This is a genomic window from Tahibacter soli (assembly GCF_025717065.2).
In the GTDB taxonomy this organism is placed as follows: Bacteria; Pseudomonadota; Gammaproteobacteria; order Xanthomonadales; family Rhodanobacteraceae; genus Tahibacter; species Tahibacter soli.
Genome location: NZ_JAOVZO020000015.1, coordinates 136,902 through 159,935 on the forward strand (window position 1 = coordinate 136,902; position 23,034 = coordinate 159,935).

Consider the following 23,034-nt stretch of genomic DNA (forward strand, 5'->3'; position numbering starts at 1 on the left):
GCGCGACGGTTTAGTCCGCCGGCGCGCTGTCGACGCGCAGCACGGGATAGAGATTGAAGCGCTCGTCCCACGACGAATGCCGGCGCGCGAAGAACGCAAGACGCGCGCTCGCGTTCTTGGCGAACGCCGGGTCGTCGGCGAGCTTTTTGTTGAACGCCTCGGCGAGCGCCGGATCGGCCTTGAGCTGCGCGCGCGCAACGTCCTCGGCGACGTAGTCTTCCATGTATTCCTTCTGTTCGAACGCGCCGTTGAACAGGCCCCACGCGGCGAGCGCGTCGGGCGCGGCCGGCTCGAGCAGCGCGACGACGATGCGCGAGCGCGCCTGCGCGATCGGCACGAACAGCGCGCCGGCGCCGACGTCGCGCGTCTCGTTCTTCCAGTCGCCCGTGAGCGTCGCGCGCTGGTGACCTTCGACCGGCTGGCCCGAGAACGCGGCGCCGTCGGCGCGGAACGTCTGCGCGGCGAGCGACGCGGGCCGCTTCAGCGCGCGGAACTCGACGCCGTGCGCGGCGAGCCGCGCGCCGACTTCTTCGGCGAACGCGGCCGGCACGACATAGCCGGCCTTCGGCGCGTCGACGCTGCGATCGGGCACGACTTCGTCGCGCAGCGGCACTTTCCAGATTTGCGGTTTTTTCTCGTCGTAGCGGGTCATCAGCGCGCCGGAGATTTCCGACGGCGTGCGCGTGTACGCGTAGCCTCGGAAATCGATCGTACGCGTCGCTTCGGTCGCCTTGTAGTCGAGCGGCACGCGCGTGCCGCCGAGTTGCGTCGCGCGCGCGTCGGCTTCGTGCTGCAGCTTGCGCCATTGCGCGCCGCGCTCGGCGGTGAGTTCGAGCACGTCGACGATCGTGTTGCGCGTGATGCGAACGCGCGTCGGGTAGTCCTTCCACGAATGCGTTTCGACGAGCATGCCGAAGCGGTTGCGCAGCGGCAGGTAGCCGGTCGAGAAGCGCGGCGGCGGCACGCCGTCGACGAAGCCCGAGGCCGGATCGTCGGAGACGACGAACGACGGATAGAACGTCAGCGGCAGCGAACCCTGTTTGGCGAGCTTGCCGGCGGTGTCGTCGCGCAGCGCGCGGCCGGCCTTGCGCAGCGCGTCGTCGCCGGAATGCGCCGGCTCGACCTGGATCGACACGTCGTGCTCGAACTGCGCGCCGTCCGTCACATGCAGGTCGATGTACGCGACGGGATCCCAGGCGTTGACGAGGCCGAGCATCGCGCGCATCTCGGGCGCGTCGGCCTTGAGGTAGTCGCGGTTCAAATTGTAGTTCTGTGCGGTCGTGCGCCAGCCCATTTCTTCCGGGCCGCGCTGGTTCGGCCGGTTCCAGCGGCCGAAGCGCTCGTGCCCGTCGATGTTGAACACCGGCACGAAGACGAGCACCTGTTTGGCGAGCGCGCCCTTCGCCGCTTTCCCGGAGAGCGCCTCGCGCAGCGCGAGAAAGCCCGCGTCCTTGCCGTCGATTTCGCCGGCGTGGATGCCGCCCTGGATCAGGAGCACCGGCAGCGCCTTGGCGCGCGCCTCGTCGGGCGTCAGCGCGCCGGCCCTCGACGCGACGAGCGCGAGCATCGGCCGGCCCTCGGGCGTGCGGCCGAACTCGATGCAGCGCACGGCGTCCGGGTACGCCTTGTGGAAACGTTCGCACAGCGCCGCGACTTCGTCGTAGCGGCCGGTGCGTTTGAAGCCGGACTGTTCGGCGACGGTGGCGAGCGGATCGGCGGCGGCGAGCGCGTGGCTTGCGCCGGCGGTCGCGACGAGCGCGGCGAGGAGGCGGGAGAGGTTCATCGACGGTACCGTGGGAGTGCGGAACCGTCGATGTTAGTTCGCGTGCGCCGATGTGGATACGGCTGGACGATACCGCTTTGGCGCGTTTGCGGCAGTCCGCCCGCCGCGGTTTCGCGGCGGGCGGCGGGTGTCGTGTCGGGGATGGATCGTCAGAACGCGCGTACGAGGAGCCACAGCGCGAGCACCAGGCAGACGACGCCGAGGATCGCCTTGAACGGCGCGAGCCTCGCGGAGAAGTCGGCGAGTCCCTTGGTGAAGCCGTTCTCGCCGATCAGCGCCTTGAGCGCCGGCACCGACAGGATCAGCGACAGCGCGATGACGACGAACTGGGTGAGCAGGCCGATCAGGAAGTGGAACGGCGCGTAGCTGAAGGCGGACATCGCCGAGAGCAGGTGCAGGAACCCGATCAGTCCCCAGATCAGGCCGACGAGGCCGATCCAGCCTTCGACCGATTGCAGCTGGTTCAACGGACCGGCGAGATTGGCGTTGCGTTCGCGCAGCAGCGCGGCGATGCCGAGGATGCCGAGCAGTATCAGAAGTACGAGCGTGACGAACCACATGGACGACATGAGTTTCCTCCGGTTGGGTCGCGAACGGAACGCGTCAGGGACAGCGACGCGAACATAACCCATCGAAGGATGCCTGTGCGACGCCCGGAGCGGGGGCCGGGCGTCGCGGCGATGCTCAGCGTTCGCCGGCCTGCGGCGCGATCAGATCGAGCGCTTCGTCGAACTCCTTGCCGGCGTCGATGCTGTTCTCGCGGCCGAGATCGACTTCGGTATGCGTCTCGTCGTCGAACAGGCCGGCCGACAGGCGGTCCATCGCCGTGTTCATGTGTGCCTGGGCGACGGCGAGCTTGCGCAGCGCCGAGTCTTCGAGCGAACGCACGGCCGCTTCGCGGTCGGGCAGGTTCGTGCGGCGGCGCAGTTCGACGCGGCCGGCGGCTTCGGTGGCGAGGCTGCTCAGCGTCGCGAGCAGCGTGCGCGTCTCGACGAGCGCGCGCGTCGGTTGCGCCGGATTGCGCAGGTCGGCCTTGAGGCGGTCGAAGTCCGGATCGAGCGAAGCCCACTTGGCGCCGCTGATCTTGTACGGGAAGTTCGGCACGCAGCCGCACGACGGCACCTTGCCCTGCGCGTTGACCCAGTTCTTGCCGTAGTTGGTGAAGATCGAGCGGTACTCGTTGCCGACCTTGTACGAGAACGTCTGGCTGTGATCGGTGTACTCGACCACGATGTCGTTCGGGTACGGGCAGCCGGCCTTCGGAATCCAGACGAACACGTCCTTGCTGAAGTTGCCGTTGCCGGAGGTGTCGCTCCAGTCCCAGTACGCCGGCAGGTTGATGCGCATGCCGCAGGCGAACGCCGGCGGCGTCAGTTTCGAGTTGCCGAGCGTGATGTCGCCGGGCGCAACGTCGAGCAGCGTGTCCGGCGAGACGTAGTGCCACACTTTGTATTCGGCCATCGCGTTGGCGCCGGTCGCGGCGAGCGAGAGCAGGGTGCCGAGGGAAGCGGCCAGCAGGTTCTTGGTCAACATGACAATCTCCGTATCGTTTGGTTGGGTCCGCCCAGCGGCGGGTTATCCAGACGTACGGCGTTTGTCGCGCGCAGGGATCACGCACGAAAAAATTTTCAGCAGACCATGCCGCCGAGACTCGACGCGAAGATCGCCGCACCCCAGCGCATCCACAGCGCCGCGAGCACCGCCGCGAGCGCGATCGCGGCGATCCACACGGCGTAGCGGCGCGCGACGAGGCGCATCAGACCGGCTCGGGCGCCGCGCGCAGCCGCGGAAACTCGACCGCGCGGTCGCTCGTCGCGAGGCTGATCGCCGCGGCGGCGAGACCGAGCGCGATGCTCGCGAGCCAGATCGGGTCGTAGCTGCCGGTGGTGTCGTACAGCCGGCCGGCGAGCCACGCGCCGAGGAAGCTGCCGATCTGGTGGCTCAGGAACACGACGCCGTACAGCGTCGACAGATAGCGCAGGCCGAACATGCCGGCGACGAGTCCGCTCGTCAGCGGCACGGTGCCGAGCCAGAGGAAGCCGAACGCGGTGGCGAAGACGAGCGCCGACGCGGGCGACAGCGGCACGAGAAGGAACGCGACGATCGCCAGGGCGCGACCGCCGTACAGCGCGGCGAGCAGCATCGGTTTGGAGTGACGGTTGCCCCAGAGGCCGAACAGATACGAACCGGCGATGTTGGCGAGGCCGATCAGCGCGAGCGCGTACGCGCCGACGCTCGGCGCGAGGCCGCGGTCGACGAGAAACGCCGGGAAGTGCGTCGCGATGAACGCGATGTGGAAGCCGCAGACGAAGAAGCCGAAGTTGAGCAGCCAGTAGTGCGGATGCGCGGCGGCGCGGCGCATGACGGTGCCGAGCGACAGCGCGTCGTCGTCGGCCGCGGCGTTCGCGACGGCGGCCGGGCGGATGCCGATCGCCGCGACGATCGAGACGAGCACGAGCGCGGTCAGGCCGATCATCGCGCCGCGCCAGCCGGTGCTCGCGATCAGCGCCTGCGCGATCGGCACCACGGCGAACTGGCCGAACGAGCCGCCGGCGGTGACGAGACCGAACGCCATGCTGCGCTGTTCCGGGCGCACGAGGCGACCGACGCCGGTCAGCACGACGACGAACGTCGTGCCGGACAGGCCCAGGCCGATCATGACGCCGAGCGCGGTCATGACGTCGCCGGGCGCGTGCGCGAACGCGGCGAGCGCGAGACCCGCGGCGTAGACGATCGTGCCGACGACGAGCACGCGGCGCACGCCGTAGCGGTCGGCGACGGCGCCGACGAACGGCTGCGCGATGCCGAACAGCAGATTCTGCACCGCGAGCGCGAAGCCGAAGTACTCGCGGCCGAAACCGAATTCGACGCCCATCGGCTGCATGAACATCGCGAAGCTCTGCCGCACGCCCATGCTCAGCGTGACGATCAGCGCGCCGCAGGCGATCGCGATCACCGCGGCGCGGGTCCAGGAAGTGTCGCGCGTAGTCATGCGGGCGTGCGTTCCGTAAAGGCGATAGCGCACTTTACGCCTGCGCCGCGTTCCGCCATACCATTGCGCGGCGAGATTCACTCTCAAGGAACGGTGAAGTGTCCGACAGTCTCGGCGACATCGCGGTGTTCGTGGCGGCGGCGGACAGCGGTCGCCTCGCGCACGCCGCGCGCGCGCTCGGCATCTCGCCGGCGGCGGTCAGTGCGGCGCTCAAACGCCTGGAAACCTCGCTCGGCGCGAAGCTGATGCTGCGCACGACGCGCAGCCTGCGACTGACGCAGGAGGGCGAGCGCTACCTCGCGCATGCGCGCGGCGCGCTCGAATCGCTGCGGCAGGGGCGTCTGGCGCTCGCGAGCGACACGAACGACGTGCGCGGCCTCCTGCGCATCACCGCGCCGGCCGACTTCGGGCGCAATCGCGTCGCCGCGTGGCTCGACGAGTTCGCCGCGGCGCACCCGAACGTGCAGTTCCAGATGACGCTCGACGACGCCGTCGCCGATTTCTTCCGCTCGCCGATCGATCTCGCGCTGCGCTACGGCCGCTTCGCCGATTCGAGCCTGATCGCGCAGCCGGTCGCGACGCTTGCGCGCGTGCTGTGCGCCGCGCCCGGCTATCTCGCGCGGCGCGGCACGCCCGAGCGGCCGCTCGATCTCGTCGCGCACGACACCATCTGCTACATGGTGCAGCAGCGCGCGGCCGACCGCTGGCGGCTTTCGCGCGGCGACGACGACGTCGAAGTGCAGGTGCGCCCGCGCTGGGTGTTCAACGACGCCGAGATGGTGCGGCGCTGGGCGATACGCGGCAACGGCGTCGCGTATCGCATCCTGAGCGACATCGCCGCCGATGTGGAAAACGGGAAATTACAGCGCGTGCTGCCCGAATGGCACGGCGAACCCGTGCCGCTGAGCCTCGTCTATCCCGACCGCAAGCTGTCGCCGGCGCTGCGCCTCCTGATCGGTTTTCTGACCGAAAAGTGCGGGGCGCTCGCGTCGTAGAGCGCTATTTCTTGTCGAGTCCGAACAGCACGCGGCGGCCTTCGTCGCTCGTGATCGGGTTGCGCGCGGCGAGGTTTTTCGCGACGGCGTACGCACGGATCGTCGCCGGACGCGCGGCGACCGCATCGAACCAGCGCTTGAGATTCGGGAAGTCGGCGAGGTTCTGGCCCTGGCGCTCGTGCGGCACGATCCACGGATAGCAGGCCATGTCGGCGATCGTGTACGCGCTGCCGGCGATGAATTCGCGGCCGTCGAGCCGCTTGTCGAGCACGCCGTACAGGCGCGCGGTTTCGCGCACGTAGCGGTCGATCGCGTAGGGAATCTTCTCCGGCGCGTACGTCCCGAAATGGTGGTTCTGTCCGGCCATCGGCCCGAGGCCGCCGACCTGCCAGTACAGCCATTCGAGCACGGCGGTGCGGGTGCGCGGGTCGTCCGGCAGGAACTTGCCGGTCTTCGTCGCGAGGTACTGGAGGATCGCGCCGGATTCGAATACCGGAATCGGCTCGCCGCCGTCGGCGGGCTGCGTGTCGACGATCGCGGGAATGCGGTTGTTCGGCGAGATCGCGAGGAACTCGGGCTTGAACTGGTCGCCCGCGGTGATGTCGACCGGACGGATCTCGTAGGGCACGCCGGCTTCTTCGAGCAGCAGCGTGATCTTGTGACCGTTCGGCGTGCCCCAGTAGTAAAGCTCGATCATGGTCGTGTTCCTGCGCAAGGTCGAACGCGTATGCGTGCGGCGCCGCGCGTTTTCAAGCGCGGCGCCGCCTGTTTCGCGTCAGGTCACTGCGGCGGCTCGGACAAGAGCGTGATGGGCACGTCGGTCTTGCGGAACGCGCCGCCGCCGGGCGGCGCGATGTCGACGTCGACGCGGTTCGTGCCGCCGGGCGGATCTTCGCGCGTGGCCGTCGCGAGCGTCAGCGTGATGCGGCCGATCGGCGCCTGCGTGCGCGTCGCGGGCGCATTGCACGTGCGGCAGTAGCCGTTGTCGGCTTCGTACGCGACGAGCGGTTGCCCCGAAGCGAAATCGCCCGTCGACGCGCTCGCCCAGCGCGGCTGTCCGTTGGCGTCGACGTAGTACAGGAACGCGACGAGCGTCGGCGCGCCGTCGCCGTCGTCGATCGCGGTGACTTCCATGCCCCAGCCCGGATCGGCAGGCGCGAACCAGTGTCCCGAGAAGTCGGGCGAAGCATGCGCCGAGCGCGCGACGGCCGGTTCGATGCACCACAGCGCGGCCTTGCCGCCGACCGACCAGCGCATCGCCGCGAGCCCGCGAGCGTCGGCGCGATCGTCGGTGCGGCATGCCTCGTTGCGTGCGAAGTCGATCGACAGATCGCCGGATGCGACGGCCGGCGAACCGCCGCCGATGCCGCGCACGCGCGTGAGCGTTCTGCCGTTCGGGTCGGCGATCGGCACGAACGTACCGCCGCTGATGCGGCCGAGCGACTGGTACCATTCCGGCTTGCCGCTGTCGTCATAAGTGTAGAAAACGACGAAGTACATATCGCCGCGCTCGGGGTCGCGGCGGAACAGCTGCAGGTCGACGCCGTGGCCGGCGCGGCGGCGGTCGTACCAGTTGCCCGACGGCGGCGCCGTCGCGGTCTGGAACAACCGTGCGAAACGCGCGTCGAGCTCGCGGCGCCCGACGGCGTCGAAGAACAGGCCGTAGCGCATGATCGAGTTCCAGCTCGGCCGGAATGCGCCGGCGCGGTGGTAGCGCGCGCCGGGAAACAGCCCGATGCCGTCGTGCGCATACGTCGAGGGCACCGGCGCGTCGGCCGCGACGAGGTCGTTCCATTTGAGGTCGGCGCGCGCCGGGCGGCCGGTGAGATTCGGCTCCGTCGGCTCGGCGATGTCGCTGACGCTGTCGAGATACCAGTATTCGATGTATTCGTCGCCGAGCCAGCCGAGCGCGTGGCCGGTCTCGTGGGCGATCGGAGTTTTCGTGTAGCCGGCCAGGCGATGACCGCCGTCGGCGACGATCGATCCGGGCCACGTATTGATCGTCGCGTTCGCGCGACCGCCCCGCGGCATCTCGTTGACGAGCACGACGACGAGATCGTAGCCCGGCACGACGCGTTCGGCCGCGACCAGCGCGGCGTTCCGGTCGAGCAGGACGACGCCGCGGCTCGCGTAGTACGTCGCGCCGAACAACGAGGCGCGTTCGCGCAGCCGCGTATTGTTTTCGTCGACGACGCCGACGCCGGCCTGCGGCGAGGCGAGGAACGCGGCCTTGACCTCGAAGTCGCCGCGCCGCTGCGACCAGTAGTCGCCGCCGAACCAGTCGCGCAGATAAGTTTCCACATTGGCATAAAACAAAGACGCGTCGTCGACGTTCGGCACGCCGTCGCCGTTGGCGTCGACGAACGGCTCGGACAGCGCGCGCGGGTCGGCGCCTTCCTGCGGGTATGCCGGCCTGTCGCCATGGCCGTCGATGAGGTCGCCGTCGCCGCTGTGCCAGGCGCCGTCGCCGTTGCGGTCGAACCAGGTGTAGCCGTCCCAGACGCCGTTGCCGTTCGTGTCGGTGAAGGTTTCGCGGCCGGCGACGTAGCCGTCGCCGATGAACAGCACGCGGATCGGATCGTCGCGCGTCGACGCGAGCATCGTGCGGACGGGGCCGTCGCCGGACGGTGCCGGCAGTTCGTCGAAGACGATTTCGTCCGGCAGCGCCGCCGTCGTGTCGAGCGCGATCTGCTTGGGCAGCGCGCGCGTGCCGGGCGGCGGGTCGAGCACGAGCGTGCGGTCGTCGTTGACCGGAATCGTGAGCGGGCCGTTGCCGTACAGCCACCCGAGGCTGTGCGACCGGCGATCGAAGATGCTGCCGCCGCCGAATGCGACCTCGCGGCCGTGCGCATCGACGAGCTTCGGCCGCCACGCGCGCATCGGTCCGAGGTCGAGTGCGAGGGTCGCGTCGGCTTCGCGCAGGTCGACGCTCCGCCACGGCGTCGTATCGGTGCCGGCCGAGACGAAGCGCAGTTCGTAGACGCCGGGTCGCGTCTTGAGCATCGAGGTCATCGTGCGTACGCCGTTCGCGCACGCGGACTCGGTGCTGCCCAGGACCGGTTCGCCGAGCGTGCGGCCGTTTTCGCGCACGTGCATGACGGTCGAGCGATAGGTGTCGCAGTCGGCCCAGGTACGCTCGATCGTCAGCGTTCGCGTCGGCGCCGGGATCGTCAGGTCGACGGTCGCGTCGCCGTCGATGCGGACGCCGCGACGCTCGGTCGGTGCGAGGTGCAGTACCCGGAACGCGGTCTCCGGAAAGCGCTCGGCCTTGAAATCGTAGGTGTCGAGCGGCAGCGCGATGACGTAGGCGCCGGTCGTGGAAATCTCGGTCGACTGCACCAGCGCGCCGTCGCTCGCGCGATACGCGCTGAGCGTGCCGTAGTTGTCGCCGTTCGACAGGTCCGTCGCATCGACCATGACGCGGCCGGTCACCATCGCGCCGCGCCGCGGCGCGACCGTGACGCGCTCGCCGTCGGCGAAGCGGCGCGGGCCGATCGCCGTCGGCATCAGTCCGTCGCTGGCCGGAAAATTCAGGATGACGCGACCGTCCGGAACGAGCACGTTCCAGTTCGTGTAACCGGCGGAGAACGACACGGTGTCGCCGCCCGCGTACGCGCTGCCGTAGCCCTGCCACGACGGCCCGGCGTCGCCGCCGGCCGCGAGTGCGACGCGCGTGCCGCGGCGCAACGCCGGATGCCAGACCTGACCCGCCTCGAACACGAGTCCCTGCGCGCTCGACGGCAGGAACGGCGCAGCCGCGCTCAGCGAACAGCCGTAGCGCGCGCCGGGCCGGATGCGCAGCAGCACCGTGGCGAAACCGTTGCCGTTGCCCCAGGTCGCATCGTTTTCGTTGTGGCAGCCGACTTGCCAGTCGATATTCGGAACCGGACCGTCTGAGAGCGGACGCGCCGGCACGAGGATGCCGGCGTCGAGCGCGATGTCGGCGCGCAGGTCGCCGCCGACGACGCCGAGTGACCGGCGCGAGTTGAGCCAGCGCGCCGGCGTCGCACGGTCCGTTGCCACCAGCGTGACCGGTTTGCCGTCTCTCGGCACGGCGACGCCGTAGCTGCCGTTCGCCGTGACCGTGCCTTCGCCGATGATGTAATCGCCGCCGTATCCGGTCGGCACTCTGGCCTCGACCGCGACGTTGCCGGTCGGTGCGCCGCCGGTCGGCGTCAGCACGCGGCCTTCGATCGCCCAGCCGCGCACGAGCCGCAAGTCGGGCACGCTGCCGTCGGGGGCGGGTGCGATGTCGAATGCCTGCTGCGGATACGGCGGCGGCGGACGCGCATCGATCCGCACCGCGGCGCCGGCATCGACGTCGACGGTGTAGCGGCCGTCGGCGTCGACCGTGAAAAAACGCGAGCCCGTGGTGTCGAGGTCGATCCAGGCGCCGAACGCGGCGCCGAGCGCGCGGCCGTCGTCGCCGAGGATGCGGCCGCGATACGTGCGTACCGTCGCGGCTTTTGCGGGTACGGCGTGCGGTGCCGGCACCGCGATCGGCGCGACAGCCGTCGCGTCGGCGCGTACGGCGTCGATCGTCTGCGGCGAATGCGGCCCGTCGGGGAGCCGCAGCGCGTCGAGACGCCGCCGGCGTTCGTCCGTCGGTTCGCGGACGAAGGCGGTCGCGGCGTCGTCGCCTTCCTCGCGTCGGCGGCGTTCGTTGAACGCGGCGAGCTTCGCGATGGCTTCGGACGACGATTTGCCGGCCGACGACGACGCCCGCGCGAATTCGACGGCCGCATCGGCGGCTTTCTTCTGCGCCTCGCCGCGGAACGCCGCGTCGACGCGGCGGCTCCACAGGACGCGGCCCGACGCCTCGATCGCCGCGATCTGCGTCGCTTCCGCGAGCGCCGGCACGCGCACCGCGAGGCGGTACGCGCCGGGACCGGCATGCGCGACGCCACCGTGCACCGGCAGCGCGAACGGCGCCTGGTACAGCAGCCTGCCGGCGTCGTCGCGCAGTTCGATCCGCGCGGCGTCGCTGCCGCCGGCGATCGCCCGCCCCGGGACGAAGCGCTCGGTCGCGACGACGTCGGTCGCGGTCAGGCCGCCGTCGGCGGCATCCAGCAGCAACAGCCAGCCGGCGGACTCGGCTGCCGCGACGATGCCCGAAACGGCGAAGAGCAGGGCGCAGACAGCGGCACGGCAGCGGACGGCGATCGACATCGTTCATTCCCTGATGGCCGCGCGGACGCGCGGCAGCGTTCGATTCTATGTCGACGCGCGGCGAGGCGCGTCACGGCGGCGGTTCGGACAAGAGCGTGATCGGCACGTCGGTCTTGCGGAACGCGCCGCCGCCGCCGGGCGGCACGATGTCGACGTCGATGCGGTTCGCGCCGCCGGGCGGATCTTCGCGCGTGGCCGCAGCGAGCGTCAGCGTGATGCGGCCGATCGCCGCCTGCGTGCGTGTCGCGGGTGCTTCGCAGGTGCGGCAATAGCCGTTGTCGGCTTCGTACGCGACGAGCGGCTGCCCCGAAGCGAAATCGCCCGTCGACGCGCTCGCCCAGCGCGGCTGTCCGCTGGCGTCGACGTAGTACAGGAACGCGACGAGCGTCGGCGCGCCGTCGCCGTCGTCGATCGCGGTGACTTCCATGCCCCAGCCCGGATCGGCAGGCGCGAACCAGTGTCCCGAGAAGTCGGGCGAAGCATGCGCCGAGCGCGCGACGGCCGGTTCGATGCACCACAGCGCGGCCTTGCCGCCGACCGACCAGCGCATCGCCGCGAGCGCGGGCGCGTCGGCGCGGTCGTCGGTGCGGCACGCCTCGTTGCGCGCGAAGTCGATCGCGAAGTCTCCCGACGCGGCCGCGGGCGTGCCGCCGCCGGCGCCGCGCACGCGCGTGAGCGTCGTGCCGTTCGGGTCGGCGATCGGCACGAACAGGCCGCCGCTGATGCGGCCGAGCGCCTGGTACCATTCCGGCTTGCCGCTGTCGTCATAAGTGTAGAAAACGACGAAGTATATGTCGCCGTGCTCGGGATCGCGGCGGAACAGCTGCAGGTCGACGCCGTGGCCGGCGCGGCGGCGGTCGTACCAGTTGCCCGACGGCGGCGTCGCGGCCGACTGGAACAGCCGCTTGAAGCGTTCGTCGAGCGCGCGGCGCCCCACCGCGTCGAAGCGCGTGCCGACGCGCATGATCGAGTTCCAGCTCGGGCGGAACGCGCCGCCGAGGTAGTAGCGCGCGCCGGGGAACAGGCCGATGCCGTCGTGCGTATACGTCGACGGAATCGGCGCGTCGCCGGCGATGAGATCTTTCCATTCCACGTCGTCGCGTACGGCGCGCCCCGAGACGTTCGGCTCGACCGGCTCGGCGACGTCGCTCACGCCGCCTTCGACCGTCATGTCCGTGTATTCGTCGCCGAGCCAGCCGATCGCGTGGCCCGCTTCGTGCGCGATCGGCGTCGTCTGGTAGCCCGCATAGTGATGTCCGCCGTAGGCGACGATCGACGACGGCAGCGTGCCGATCGTCGCGTTCGCGCGGCCGTACAGCAGCGGCTCGTTGATGAGGATCACCAGCACGTCGTAGCCCGGCGCGAGCCGTTCGGCGGCGGTCATCGCCTTGTCGCGGTCGATCAGAATGATCCCGCGGGCCGACTCGAGTCCCGCGCCGAACAGGGTGCGGCGTTCGTACAGCGTCGCGCCGCTCGCGTCGTACAGCGACGAGCCGGCCTGCGGCGACGCCAGGAACGCGGCCTTCACTTCGAAATCGCCGCGCCGCTGCGACCAGTAGTCGGCGCCGAACCAGTCGCGCAGATAACTGTTCACATTGGCATAAAACAACGACGCGTCGTCGACGTTCGGCACGCCGTCGCCGTTCGCGTCGACGAACGGTTCGGAAAGCGTGCGGGGATCGGAGCCCTCCGGGGGCGGCATCTGCGCGGCGCCGTGCGCGTCGATGCGATCGCGGGCGTTGTTGCGCCAGACGCCGTCGCCGTCGCCGTCGTACCAGGCGTAGCCGTCCCAGACGCCGTTGCCGTTCGTGTCGGTGAACGTCTCGCGTTCGGCGACGTAGCCGTCGCCGATGATGAGTACGCGCAACGGCTCGGCGCGGTCGGACGCGAGGATCGTCCGCACGCTGCCGGCGTCGTCGACGGCCGGCGGCAATGCCTTGAAGACGAGTTCGTCGGGCATGTCGAACGCCGCGTCGAACGCGACGCGCGCCGGCAGCAGACGTCCACCGGCCGGCGGCCACAGCAGCACGTGCCAGCCGTCGACCACCGGAATTTCCAGGCGGCCGTCGGGGCCGAGGCTCAGCGTGCGGCGGTAGTGCGACACGGTGTCGATGACCACGCCGTCCGAGAATTCGACCGGCCGGCGCGCTTCGTCGACGAGCTTCGGGCGCCAGATGCGCGTCGGTTCGATCGCGAAGTCGAGCGTCGCGTCGGTGTCGCGCACGTCGAGCCGGCGCCATGGCGTGGCGGCGGTGCCTTCCGGTTCGAGCCGCAGTTCGTAGTCGCCCTGCGCGATCTTCATGACCGATTTCGCGGTGCGCACGCCGGCGTCGCACGACGTGTTCTGCGCGCCGAGCCGCGGGCGTCCCAGCAGCCGGCCGTTCTGGCGCAGCACGACGTTGCTCAGGTAGTTCTTGTCGCAGTCCGGCCACGACACGTTGACCGTGACGGTGCGCGCCGGTGCCGGGATGACGAGATTTACCGTCGTGTCGGACGCGACGACGATGCCGCGCCGCTCGGCCGGCGCGAGATGCAGCACGGCGTACGACGGGTCTTCGAAGAACTCGGCGCGGAAGTCGTAGGTGCCGTGCGGCAGCGCGATGTAGTACGCGCCGCCTTCGGTGATCGTTGTCGACTGGACGAGCGCACCGTCGCCGGCGCGGTACGCGCTGAGCGTGCCGTACGCGGTGCTGCGCCAGGCGATCGGGGTTTCGAGCGCGACGGTTCCGGTCACGGTCGAGCCGCGCCGCGGCGCAAGGTCGATGCGCTCGTCGCGTTCGAACCGGCGCGGGCCGATGGCCGCCGGCAGCAGTCCCTCGAACGGCGCGTAGTTCATGAGGACCGAACCGTCGCCCACGACCACGGACCAGTTCGTGAACGACGACGCGCCCTGCGCATGCGCACCGTCGACGGTCGTCGCTTCGACGGGCGTGTAGTTCGATCCGGCGTCGCCCCCGACCGTGACGGAAACGCGATGGCCGCGGCGCAGCGCCGGCAGCAGGATCTGGCCGCTGTCGAAGCGCAGGTCGGCGTACGTCATCGACAGGTATGGCGCGGCGGGCAGGAAGTAGCAGCTGCGCTTCACGCCCGGCCTGACGCGCAGCATCGCGGTCGCGCCGCCGGTGCCGGTCGCCTCGCTGAAATCGCCCTCGCCGATACAACCGACGCGCCACTCCACGTCGGGCATGGCGTCGTCGGCCAGCGGCCGTACCGGCAGCACCAGGCCCGGATCGACGGTCACGTCGACGCTGCGGTCGCCGTCGACGCGGCCGATCGCGCTGCGTCCGCTCAGATAGCGCTGCGGATTCGCAAGGTCCTGCGCGATCAGCGCGATCTCTTTCGTGCTGCCCTTGCGCAGCGCGATCGCGTACCGGCCGTCGTCGGTAACCGCGGTTCCGGCGTCGGAGGGCCCGTTGAGGTCCGTTTCCTCGGCAACGATCTTGAACGCTCCGGTCGCGGCGGCGCCGTCCGAGGTCACGACGCGGCCCTGCAGGACCCAGCCGCGCGCGAGGCGCGCGTCCGTCGCCTTGCCGCTCGTATCGACCGTGACGAACAGGCGCTGCTCGGGATAGGGCAGCGGCGGTTCGACGTGTACGCGAATCGCCGTACCGATATCGGATTCGACCGCGTAGCGGCCGTCGGCGTCGACCTGGAACGCGCGCGTTCCGCCCGGCATCTCGATCTGCGCGCGGAACGCGGTGCCGATGGCTGCGCCGTCCTCGCCGAGGATGCGTCCGCGATACGTGATCGGTGCGCCGATCGTGATGACGGGGCCGGCCTTGGACGCCGACGCGGGCGGGCTGTCCGCGATCGCCGTCTTCGCGTCGCGGCGGTCCGCCGCGCGCGCGATCGTCACGGGACGATACGGCGCATGCGGCGCGTCGGCGCGCAGCAGCGTATCGAGCCGGCGCCAGTTTTCGGCCGTCGGCTCGCGTTCGAATGCGGCGGCGACGCGCGTGCGTTCGTCACGGCGGCGGCGTTCGTTGAGTGTCGCGACGGTCGCGATCGCCTCGGACGAGGCCTTGCCGGCCGACCGCTGGGCGAGCTCGAGTTTCGCGGCGACGCCGTCGGCGGCGCGGCGCGCGCCGGCGCGAAAATCGGCGTCGATGCGGCGGCTCCAGGCGACGCCGCCACCGGCGTCGACGATGTCGATGCGCGTCGCCTGCGGCAGCGCCGGCACGCGCACCGCGAGTCGGTTTGCATCAGGCCCCGCGTGACGGAGGGCCTCGTTGCGCGGAACCGCGATCGGGGCGGCGTAGAGCAGGCGGTCCGCTTCGTCGTAGAGCACGATCCGCGACGCGCCGTCGACGTCCGCGGCGTGTCCCGGTTCGAAGCGTTCGGTGGCGACGACGGTCGTCTCGGCGAAGCGGCCCTGGCTCGTGTCGAATACCAGCAGCCAGCCGGGCGATTCGGCTGCGGCGGCGATCAGGCAGTACAGGCTCAACAACAGGGCGGCAACGCGCGCCCGGTATCGACTGGACGACAGCAGCATTGGTTTTCCCCCGCTTGGCCGCAGCAGCGTGCGGTAGCGTGTGGGAGTCTACCGTATCTTTCGTACTTTCGTGGCGATGTCGCCGCGGCGGCAGTTGCCGTCAGTCGCGCCGGTGCGTTTTGTCGTCGGCGGAGCCGCCGATCAGCGCGCCGCCGAACTTGGCGGCCAGAAAGAACAGCAACGCGGCGAGCACCGCGGGAACGGATGCGGCCAGCCATTCGGCCGCGCCGTAGTCGATGAGAACGACGACGCCGGTCGCGACGAACGCGCAGGCGAGCAGGGCGAGCGCAACGGTGACGCCGCCGAGCACGACGAGGCCGAACGGCGAGGCGCGGTTTGACGTCGCTTCCATTTTTTCGGCGGGCTTGCGTGAGGCGCGCAGGCGTCGCGGACGGGTCGCGGAACGGCGCAGAGCGCCCGGACCGGTCGGAGGAGCGAGGTTGCTGGTGACGCTCATGGTCATGATTGTGCGGTTGGGTCCGTGCAAGTCACGTGAGGGCGAATTCCCGATTCAAAAGACGTTAACGGCGCCGATTCCCCCCAATAGACGAAAGTCGGCGGCCGGGCCCGTCATCGGCGGACCGCCGACCGGCCGCGGGTCCGGGCTCGCGGGTGTTCTGTCCGATGAGTTCGCATGAACGCTCGCGGCATCTTTGGCCGACTCGTCGGGCCGGATCGAAGTACTGCCGGTTCGACGCGTCGGGGCGCACGGATTCGCGGCCAAAACCGCTCGCGAGTTCTTCAGGCAACTCACCGGACGGGACACCGGCAGCGGGACGTCGATCTGCCGACGTCGCCTGGCGGTTTCCGGCGATTGAACATTCGCTCGCGGATTCAATGATTGTGAGCGAATAAAATAGATACGTATCCGAATATACATTCTGTTTCATATTTTCTGCCGATCGGCCCTGTCCGGCGGATTTATCGACCGGCCCGCTGCACTAGACTCGGTGTGGCCAAACGGCGCCGTCGCGCGCGTCGCGGACGGCGCACGCGACGCGACCGGCCACTCACGAGATGACGGATGCAAGACGCTTCAGACGGCGAGCCGAATGCCGACGCTCGATTGCTGCGAATAGGGACGGTCGTCATCGATCTGCGCTACTCGCGCCTGACGCGCGACGGTCGCGAGATCGCATTGCCGCCGCGTGCGTTCGATCTGTTCGTACTGTTCCTGACGAGGCCGGGCGTGCTGCTCGCGCGGGACGATATTTTTCGGCGGGTATGGAAGGAAGTACTGGTCGAGGACGCGAACCTGACGCAGACGGTGTGGCTGCTGCGGCGCGCGCTCGGCGACGAAGGCAAGACCTGGATACGCACCGTATCCAAGCGCGGCTACGTGTTCGAAGGTCCGCCCATCGAAGTGCTCGGTGCGGCCGCCGACGAAAATCCGGTCGTCGAGGCCGCGCCGCCCGTGGCCGGGCGAGACGTGACGCCCGGCGCATCGGCCGATGCGGTGCGGACGGAGGCGGAATCGGCGCCGTCGGTCGCAAGGCCGCGCATCCGTCGTCGAATCGCGATCGTCGCGCTCGTCGCGACGGCGGCGGCCGCGGCATTGATCGGGCGATGGTGGTTCGCCTCGCGTGCTGAGGGCGCGCAGACCCCGGCTCGGCTCGTGGTGGTCGAGGCCGTCGCGGACGGCAACGACGGCGCGCCGCGCGCCGCGATCGTGCTGGCGAGCGAATGGATCGCATGGCAGCTCGGCGACCTGCATCTGCGCGACGTCGCGAGGGTGGCGGCCGGTGCCGATATCGGCGCGGCGCGCGCGAACGACGACGTGCTGCTGCTGTCGGCCCGTCTGGACGATGCCTCGCAGCGTCTCGTCCTCGACGCGCAGCGCGTCGGTCGCGGCGGGGACGAACACTGGCAGGTCGCCGGCGGTGCCGACGACCTGCCGCGGCTCGTCGACGCGCTCGCGCGTCAGGTGATCGCGGCCGTCGCCCCCGATCGGAACGAAGCGGCCGTTGCGTTCGCGCTGCCGCTCGACGCGGTGCGCCCGTACGCTCGCGCGCTCGATGCGCGGCGCGGCGGCGCGATGGCCCTGGCCGATCTTGAAGAAACGGTGCGCCGCGCGCCGCGCTTCGAACCCGCCCGTCTGCAGCTTGCGCGTCGCCTGGTCGAACTCGGCCAGATTGCTCCGGCGCGAGAGCATGTCGCCGCGTTGTCGACCTGGATCGCCGGCATGCCGTACCTCGCGCGCCGCTTGCTCGGCGCGCAGCGCGCCGAGGTCCTGCAGAACTTCGACGTCGCGGCGTACGACTATTCGGCGCTGGCGCGAGCGTATCCGCACCAGGTGCGGTTCCGGATCGACGCTGCGCGCAATCTCCTCGCCGACGATCGCGCCGACGAGGCGCTGCGCATGCTCGACGAGGCGTCCGGCGAAACGCCGCCGGCGCTGCTGCAGGCGCAATCGTTGCTGCTGCGCGCCGATGCGCAACTGGCCCTCGGCGACGCGCACGCCGCGCGCACGTCGGCGCTCCGCGCCGGCGCGATGGCCGGTCGCTGCGAGGCGTTGCACGCTCGCGCGCAGATGATCGCGGTTCTTGCCGGCGCGCAGGCGAGCGGGGGCGCGCCCGACGCCGACGCGTTGCGGCGAGCGGCGCGTCGTTTCGAGTCGGCCGGCGACGCGTTCGGCGCCTTGCGCGCGAACGTCGCGGCGGCGTCGCTCGCGCCGGACGGCGCGAATGCGCGGAGGCAGCTCGACACGTTGCTGGCGAAGGCCCGCGCAGTCGGCAACGTCGCGCTCGAAGTGCAGGCGCTGCTCGACCGTGCGCTGCTGGCGGCGAACGGCGGCGACTTTCCCGCGTATCGCGAAAGTCTGGCGGAAGCCGAGCACGCCGCCCGGATCGGCGGCAACGTCGTGCAACAGCGCGGCGTCGAAGCCCGAGTGCTCTACGACGAGGTGCAGCGCGGCGACTATGCCGCGGCGCGCCGGCGCATCGAACGATGGCGCGGCGACGCGCTGCGCGGATCCGCCGGCGTCGATCTCGGCATCAACATCGCGCGGTTCGAAGCTCACATCGGTGAATTTGCGGCGGCGCTGCGGACGCTCGGCGCGATCGGGCTGCGCGATCGAACGGCCGCGAACGCGCCGAGCGCCACGACGGCGGGACTCGCGTGCGTCGACGCCGACATTCTCATGAGGCAGGGCGCTCTCGAACACGCGCGAAGCCGGTTCGCCGTGTGCGCGGCCTCGCCGAGGCCGGTGGAGAGCAGTGTCGGACAACTGGGCCTCGCGGCCGTCGCCATGGTGAGCGGCGATCGCGAAGGCGCGCGGGCGCGCATGACGATGCCCAAGGTGGCGGACGATACGCCATCGAACCCGAACTGGCACGTATTGCAGACGACGTATCGTGCCCAGTTGCTGCTTTGGCTCGGCGATGTCGACGACGCACGCCGCGTCGTCGACCGCGGGCTCGCCTATGCCGAACGCAGCGGATTTCGGCGGCTGGAGGGGGCCGCGCGGCTGCAGCAGACCCAGATTCTGCTGTTCGAGCGACGGTACCGCGAAGCGGCGGCCGAACTGGAGCGGGCTCGCACGGCGATACCGGCCGACGACTGGTCCGACAACGCCACGGCGCGCCTGCTTGGGGCGTCGATCGCGCTGGCGAGCGGCGACGAGACGGCCGCGTGGCCGGTTCTGGCGGCATTGAACGTAGAGGCGCACGAGCGCGGCGACGTACTCGTGCAGCTCGAAGCGATGAGCCTTGCGCGCGATCGGCTCGACGCGATCGGCAGCAGCCGTGCGGCGTACGACGCCCTGATCGCGCAGTCGGGCATGCGCGGCGCGTCGCGCCGCTGGCTGGTCGACGGCACCGCGCGATAGGGATCTGTCGCGCGCGTTCCATCGGTTGCGGAACGGACGGACGAGCCGCATGCGGCCGGAAAAGCGTCGGGCGATTGCATCGACGAAGCGGTGCGGACGCGCGTCGCGTGCGCATGCGGCGAGAGGTCGCCGATGGGATGGACGGATGCGTGACGGGCTTTTTCGTAACGGTTCAAGCGGCCCGCCGTCCCCTCTGCAGCGAGGAAGACGACGGTCCTACCTCCCATGAACGACCGGGGGCGAGAGGCGGCGACACTATCCGAATTTTGTGGCGTGTCCACCTATTCGATTGGCTCAACATCCCATCATTTACTTCTCAATTTTGCGTCACGTTCGCCGATGTCGCGCATTCCGTTCGTCTCGACGCGCGGGCCGATTTCCTCCAACGGCGTCAAGAGTCGCCGACGAGCAGCGGCCTCGTTCGACTACGCGGTCGCGCGACCGGATTGCAGCAGATTGGCGACAAGACCGAGCAGGCCGTCTTCCGAGTACGGTTTGCCGAGCGTCACGTCGACCCCGGCCGTGCGAGCGAGCTCGCGATGCCGCTCGGTGGTGCGCGACGTGATCATGACGATCGGCACCGTGCGCGTCGCTTCGGACTTGCGGACGAACGATGCGAGTTCGAGTCCGTTCATGCGAGGCATTTCGAGGTCGACGATCAAGAGATCGGGCCGCTCCAGCTCGATGCGTTCGAGCGCTTCCAGGCCGTCGCGTGCAGTGACGACGCGAAAGCCCGCATCGCCGATCAACTGTTCGAGCGAACGGCGCGCGCTGAGCGAGTCGTCGACGATGAGCACCGACGGCGCCGGCGGGATCTCCTCGACGATCGACAGCGGTTGCGACGCTTCGCTGGCGCGTCGCCGCAGCAGTTGCGGCAGATCCACGACCGGGGCGATCGCACCGTCTCCGAGGATCGTGGCGCCAAGCAGGCCGGGATTCGGCGGTACGTGCGGACCGAGATTCTTGACGATGACGGCACGCGCGTCGCCGACCGCGTCGACGAGGATGGCGAACGGTTCGCCTTGTGTCGATTCGACGACCAGCGCATGGCGTTCTCCACGGCGACCGCGAGCGGACGTTTCGAAGCCAAGCAGCGTTTCCAGTCGCGTCGCCCCGATCGTCGCATCGTCGATCGTCATGCGCAGCGCACCGTCGCGCACGGACAGATCGTCGTCGGACGACGCGACGACGCGCCGGATGCCGTCGAGGCCTACCGCCACCGCGGCGTCCGCAGCTTCGACCATCAGTACGTCGGCGGCTACCTGGCTCAACGGCAGTCGGATTTCGACGTCGCAACCCTGTCCGCGCCTCGAGCGCAAGTCGAGCGAGCCTTTGAGCTCGACGATGCGTCGATGCACGATGTCCAAGCCGATGCCGCGGCCCGAGGTCAGCGTCGCGGCTTTGCGCGTCGAGAAGCCGTTGCGCAACACGAGCGCCGCGAGTTCGGCGTCGCCCGGTTCGGCGTCCGGCGCGATCAGGCCGTGCTCGATCGCGCGCCGGCGAATCGCCTCGGCATCGAGCCCGCCGCCGTCGTCGCGGCACAGCACGACGATCCAACCGGCGTCGCGGCGATACGAAAGCGCGATGCGGCCGGTGGCCGGCTTGCCGAGCGCGGCCCGGTGCGCGGGCGCTTCCAAGCCGTGGTCGACGGCGTTGCGCAGCACGTGCAGCAGCGGCTCGGCGAGCGCATCGACGAGATCCTTGTCGAGCGGTACGCCGTCGCCGTCGATGTGAAGTTCGCACGGTTTTTCCAATTGCCGCGACGTCTGCCGGACGATGCGCTGCAGTCGCGGCGAAATGTCCCGTACGGCGATCTGGCGCGCCCGTGTTACGTGCTCGCGCACGTCGAGCTGTACCCGATCCTGCTGCGACAGCCGGTCGCGCAAGTCGAGCACTTCGTCGTCGAGTTCGTCGATCGACGTGCGGGCGTCCGCCGACGCTTCGACGAGGCGCAGCATGACGGTGTGCAGTTCGTTGTAGCGATCGAGCTCCAGATCGTCCAACGCGCCGGCCTGGCGCAGTGTGTCGAGTGCCGCGCCGCGTACTTCGAAGAGCTGCTGCAGTTGCGCGATCAACGTCTGGAACGCGCGGGCATGGGTACGGATGTCGGCGTGATGGCGCTCGATGTGCACGATGCGGTCTTCGACCTGCCGCGCGCGAATGATCGTCTCGCCGGTGAGACGCCGGAGTTCGTCGAGCAGGCGCATCGGTATCGTGATCGTCGCCGTCGCGTCGGCGCTGCGGGGCTGTGACGATCGGTCGGCCGGCAAGGCGGCATCTTGCGCCGTCGCGTCGCGATCGACTTCTTCGCCGTGCGCCAAGGCGACGTCGGCGGATTCGTCGACGGTGCCGCCGTCCGCCTCGTCGAGCAGTGCGTTGGCACAGTCGTAGACGCGCTGAAGCTCGTCGATCGCGTGTTCGGGCGGGGGCGCGCGGCCGAGCACGTGGTCGCTCATCGATTCGAGGCAGTCCGCCGCATCGACGAGCAAGGCATCGATCTGCGCGTTCGCGCGCTCGGGCGAAGCCGCAAGCGCCGACAGGATTTCTTCGAGCGCGTGCGTGAGATTGGCGATGCCGCGCAGGCCGACGATGCTGCCGTCGCCCTTGAGCGTGTGCGCGACGCGAAGCGCGCGAGCGAGATCGTCCGCGGAATGGGCGCGCACGTAGCGCTGCACGCTGGCCGAGAAGTCCGCGCTGCGGCCGGGCAGTTCCTGCAGCATGCCCGCGAGCACGCCGGGCAAGGCGTCGGCCGCCAGTTCGAGCGCGACATCGGCCGCCTCGGCGATGCGTTTGCGTGCGAGCCGTGCGGTCGGATCGATGCCGACCGCGACAGCCGACAGTGCCGTGCGGAGGCCGGCGGCGTCGGTGTCGGCCAAGGCACGGCCCTCGATCAGGGCGGTTACGAGATCGGCCGCGACCTGTCCGTCACGCGGATCGTCGAGATGACCGAGCAGCAGCACCGGCCAGACGCCGGCCGCGTGCACGTCGTCCGGTGTCGGCGCGGCGTCGTCGCGCACGCGTTCGAGCAGGCGCCGGTAGCCGGCGCAGGCCTGGTGCAAGCCGACGAGTCCGAGTCCCTCGACGGCCGATTCGATCGGGACGAACGTGTCCAGGCAGGCGTCGAGCGCTTCGGCGCGCTCGTCGTGCGACGCGTCGTGGCGTTCGAGCGCGACGGATACGGCGGGAAGCAGCTGCGCTTCGATGGCCTCGCGAACGAGCGCGAGTTCCTCGCGCGAGATCCACACCGCAGTGCCGGATGGCGCGACCGTCTCGTCGTGCGGCAGCGCGTTGTCGTCTCCGGCCGCGTCGCGCGCCGCCTCGGCCGCGAGACTTGCTTCGCCACCGCTGCCGGCACGGCGCGAAGCGGCACGTGCGAACTCCGACGCCTCTTCGTTCAGCGCGCCCGAGACGAGTTCGCGCACGCGCGGCGGCAGCGCCGGCACGAACGACAGCGACAGCAGCGGATCGACGAGACGGACCGCGTCGTGCGGTTCGCCGCAGAGTACGTAGCCGCGGCAGTCGGCGATCCATGCACCGAATACCGTGCGATCGGCCGGCGAGAGGTCGGCCGGCCATCGGATCGGCAGCTTGTGCAGCAGGCGCAAGAGGTAGGCGAGTCCGCGCAAGCCGCGGGCGGCGCTTTGCGCTTCCATCGCCTGTGCGATCTTCGCGACCGGCATGCCTTCGGGGCGTGCGCGTGCGTTGCCGTCGAGCACTTGTGCCGCAAGCCGCGCGAAGCCGTCGACGGTATCGCTGACGTAGGCGTCGTTGATCACG

General features: G+C 70.0%; 12 protein-coding genes. 2 read left to right on the plus strand and 10 right to left on the minus strand.

Features of this window, described 5'->3' with window-relative positions; translation table 11 throughout:
• Positions 1 to 10: 10 nt before the first annotated feature.
• From OD750_RS10780 to OD750_RS10800, 5 genes are all read right to left on the minus strand, one after another.
• On the minus strand, positions 11 to 1,783 hold the full coding sequence (locus OD750_RS10780) for a M14 family metallopeptidase (RefSeq protein WP_263544718.1): 1,773 nt from the start codon (positions 1,781 to 1,783) through the stop codon (positions 11 to 13).
• 149 nt (positions 1,784 to 1,932) lie between these two features.
• A complete protein-coding gene (locus OD750_RS10785) occupies positions 1,933 to 2,352 on the minus strand; it encodes a hypothetical protein (RefSeq protein WP_263544719.1) in 420 nt (139 codons plus the stop codon).
• 115 nt (positions 2,353 to 2,467) lie between these two features.
• Entirely contained in the window at positions 2,468 to 3,316 is an 849-nt protein-coding gene (locus OD750_RS10790; protein WP_263544720.1) for a hypothetical protein, read from the minus strand.
• A 95-nt stretch (positions 3,317 to 3,411) separates the two neighbouring features.
• Positions 3,412 to 3,540, minus strand: coding sequence for a hypothetical protein (locus OD750_RS10795; RefSeq protein ID WP_263544721.1), 129 nt, complete (start codon positions 3,538 to 3,540; stop codon positions 3,412 to 3,414).
• Positions 3,540 to 4,775, minus strand: coding sequence for an MFS transporter (locus OD750_RS10800; protein ID WP_263544722.1), 1,236 nt, complete (start codon positions 4,773 to 4,775; stop codon positions 3,540 to 3,542). The genes OD750_RS10795 and OD750_RS10800 overlap by 1 nt, the downstream gene beginning before the upstream one ends.
• A 98-nt stretch (positions 4,776 to 4,873) precedes the next feature.
• Here OD750_RS10800 and OD750_RS10805 point away from each other — a divergent pair, with 98 nt between their 5' ends.
• Positions 4,874 to 5,770, plus strand: a complete 897-nt coding sequence (locus tag OD750_RS10805) for a LysR family transcriptional regulator (RefSeq protein WP_263544723.1) — start codon at positions 4,874 to 4,876, stop codon at positions 5,768 to 5,770.
• A 4-nt stretch (positions 5,771 to 5,774) separates the two neighbouring features.
• On the opposite strand, the gene OD750_RS10810 is transcribed toward OD750_RS10805, so the two are convergent.
• The 4 genes from OD750_RS10810 to OD750_RS10825 all read right to left on the minus strand — a co-directional run bounded on the left by OD750_RS10810 (position 5,775) and on the right by OD750_RS10825 (position 15,783).
• Complete coding sequence (locus OD750_RS10810; RefSeq protein ID WP_263544724.1) at positions 5,775 to 6,467, minus strand: glutathione binding-like protein; 693 nt, start codon at positions 6,465 to 6,467, stop codon at positions 5,775 to 5,777.
• 83 nt (positions 6,468 to 6,550) lie between these two features.
• The gene (locus tag OD750_RS10815) at positions 6,551 to 10,939 is read right to left on the minus strand and encodes a M64 family metallopeptidase (protein ID WP_263544725.1); all 4,389 of its coding nucleotides are present in this window, start codon (positions 10,937 to 10,939) and stop codon (positions 6,551 to 6,553) included.
• A 70-nt stretch (positions 10,940 to 11,009) separates the two neighbouring features.
• Positions 11,010 to 15,431, minus strand: a complete 4,422-nt coding sequence (locus OD750_RS10820) for a M64 family metallopeptidase (RefSeq protein ID WP_263544726.1) — start codon at positions 15,429 to 15,431, stop codon at positions 11,010 to 11,012.
• Between the two features lie 100 nt (positions 15,432 to 15,531).
• The gene (locus OD750_RS10825) at positions 15,532 to 15,783 is read right to left on the minus strand and encodes a hypothetical protein (RefSeq protein WP_263544727.1); all 252 of its coding nucleotides are present in this window, start codon (positions 15,781 to 15,783) and stop codon (positions 15,532 to 15,534) included.
• A 672-nt stretch (positions 15,784 to 16,455) separates the two neighbouring features.
• On the opposite strand from OD750_RS10825, the gene OD750_RS10830 reads away from it, so the two are divergent.
• A complete protein-coding gene (locus tag OD750_RS10830) occupies positions 16,456 to 19,257 on the plus strand; it encodes a winged helix-turn-helix domain-containing protein (RefSeq protein ID WP_263544728.1) in 2,802 nt (933 codons plus the stop codon).
• Positions 19,258 to 19,682: 425 nt separating this feature from the next.
• Here the strand turns inward: OD750_RS10830 and OD750_RS10835 are convergent, their stop codons facing one another.
• Complete coding sequence (locus OD750_RS10835) at positions 19,683 to 23,033, minus strand: response regulator (RefSeq protein ID WP_263544729.1); 3,351 nt, start codon at positions 23,031 to 23,033, stop codon at positions 19,683 to 19,685.
• Position 23,034 lies beyond the last annotated feature (1 nt).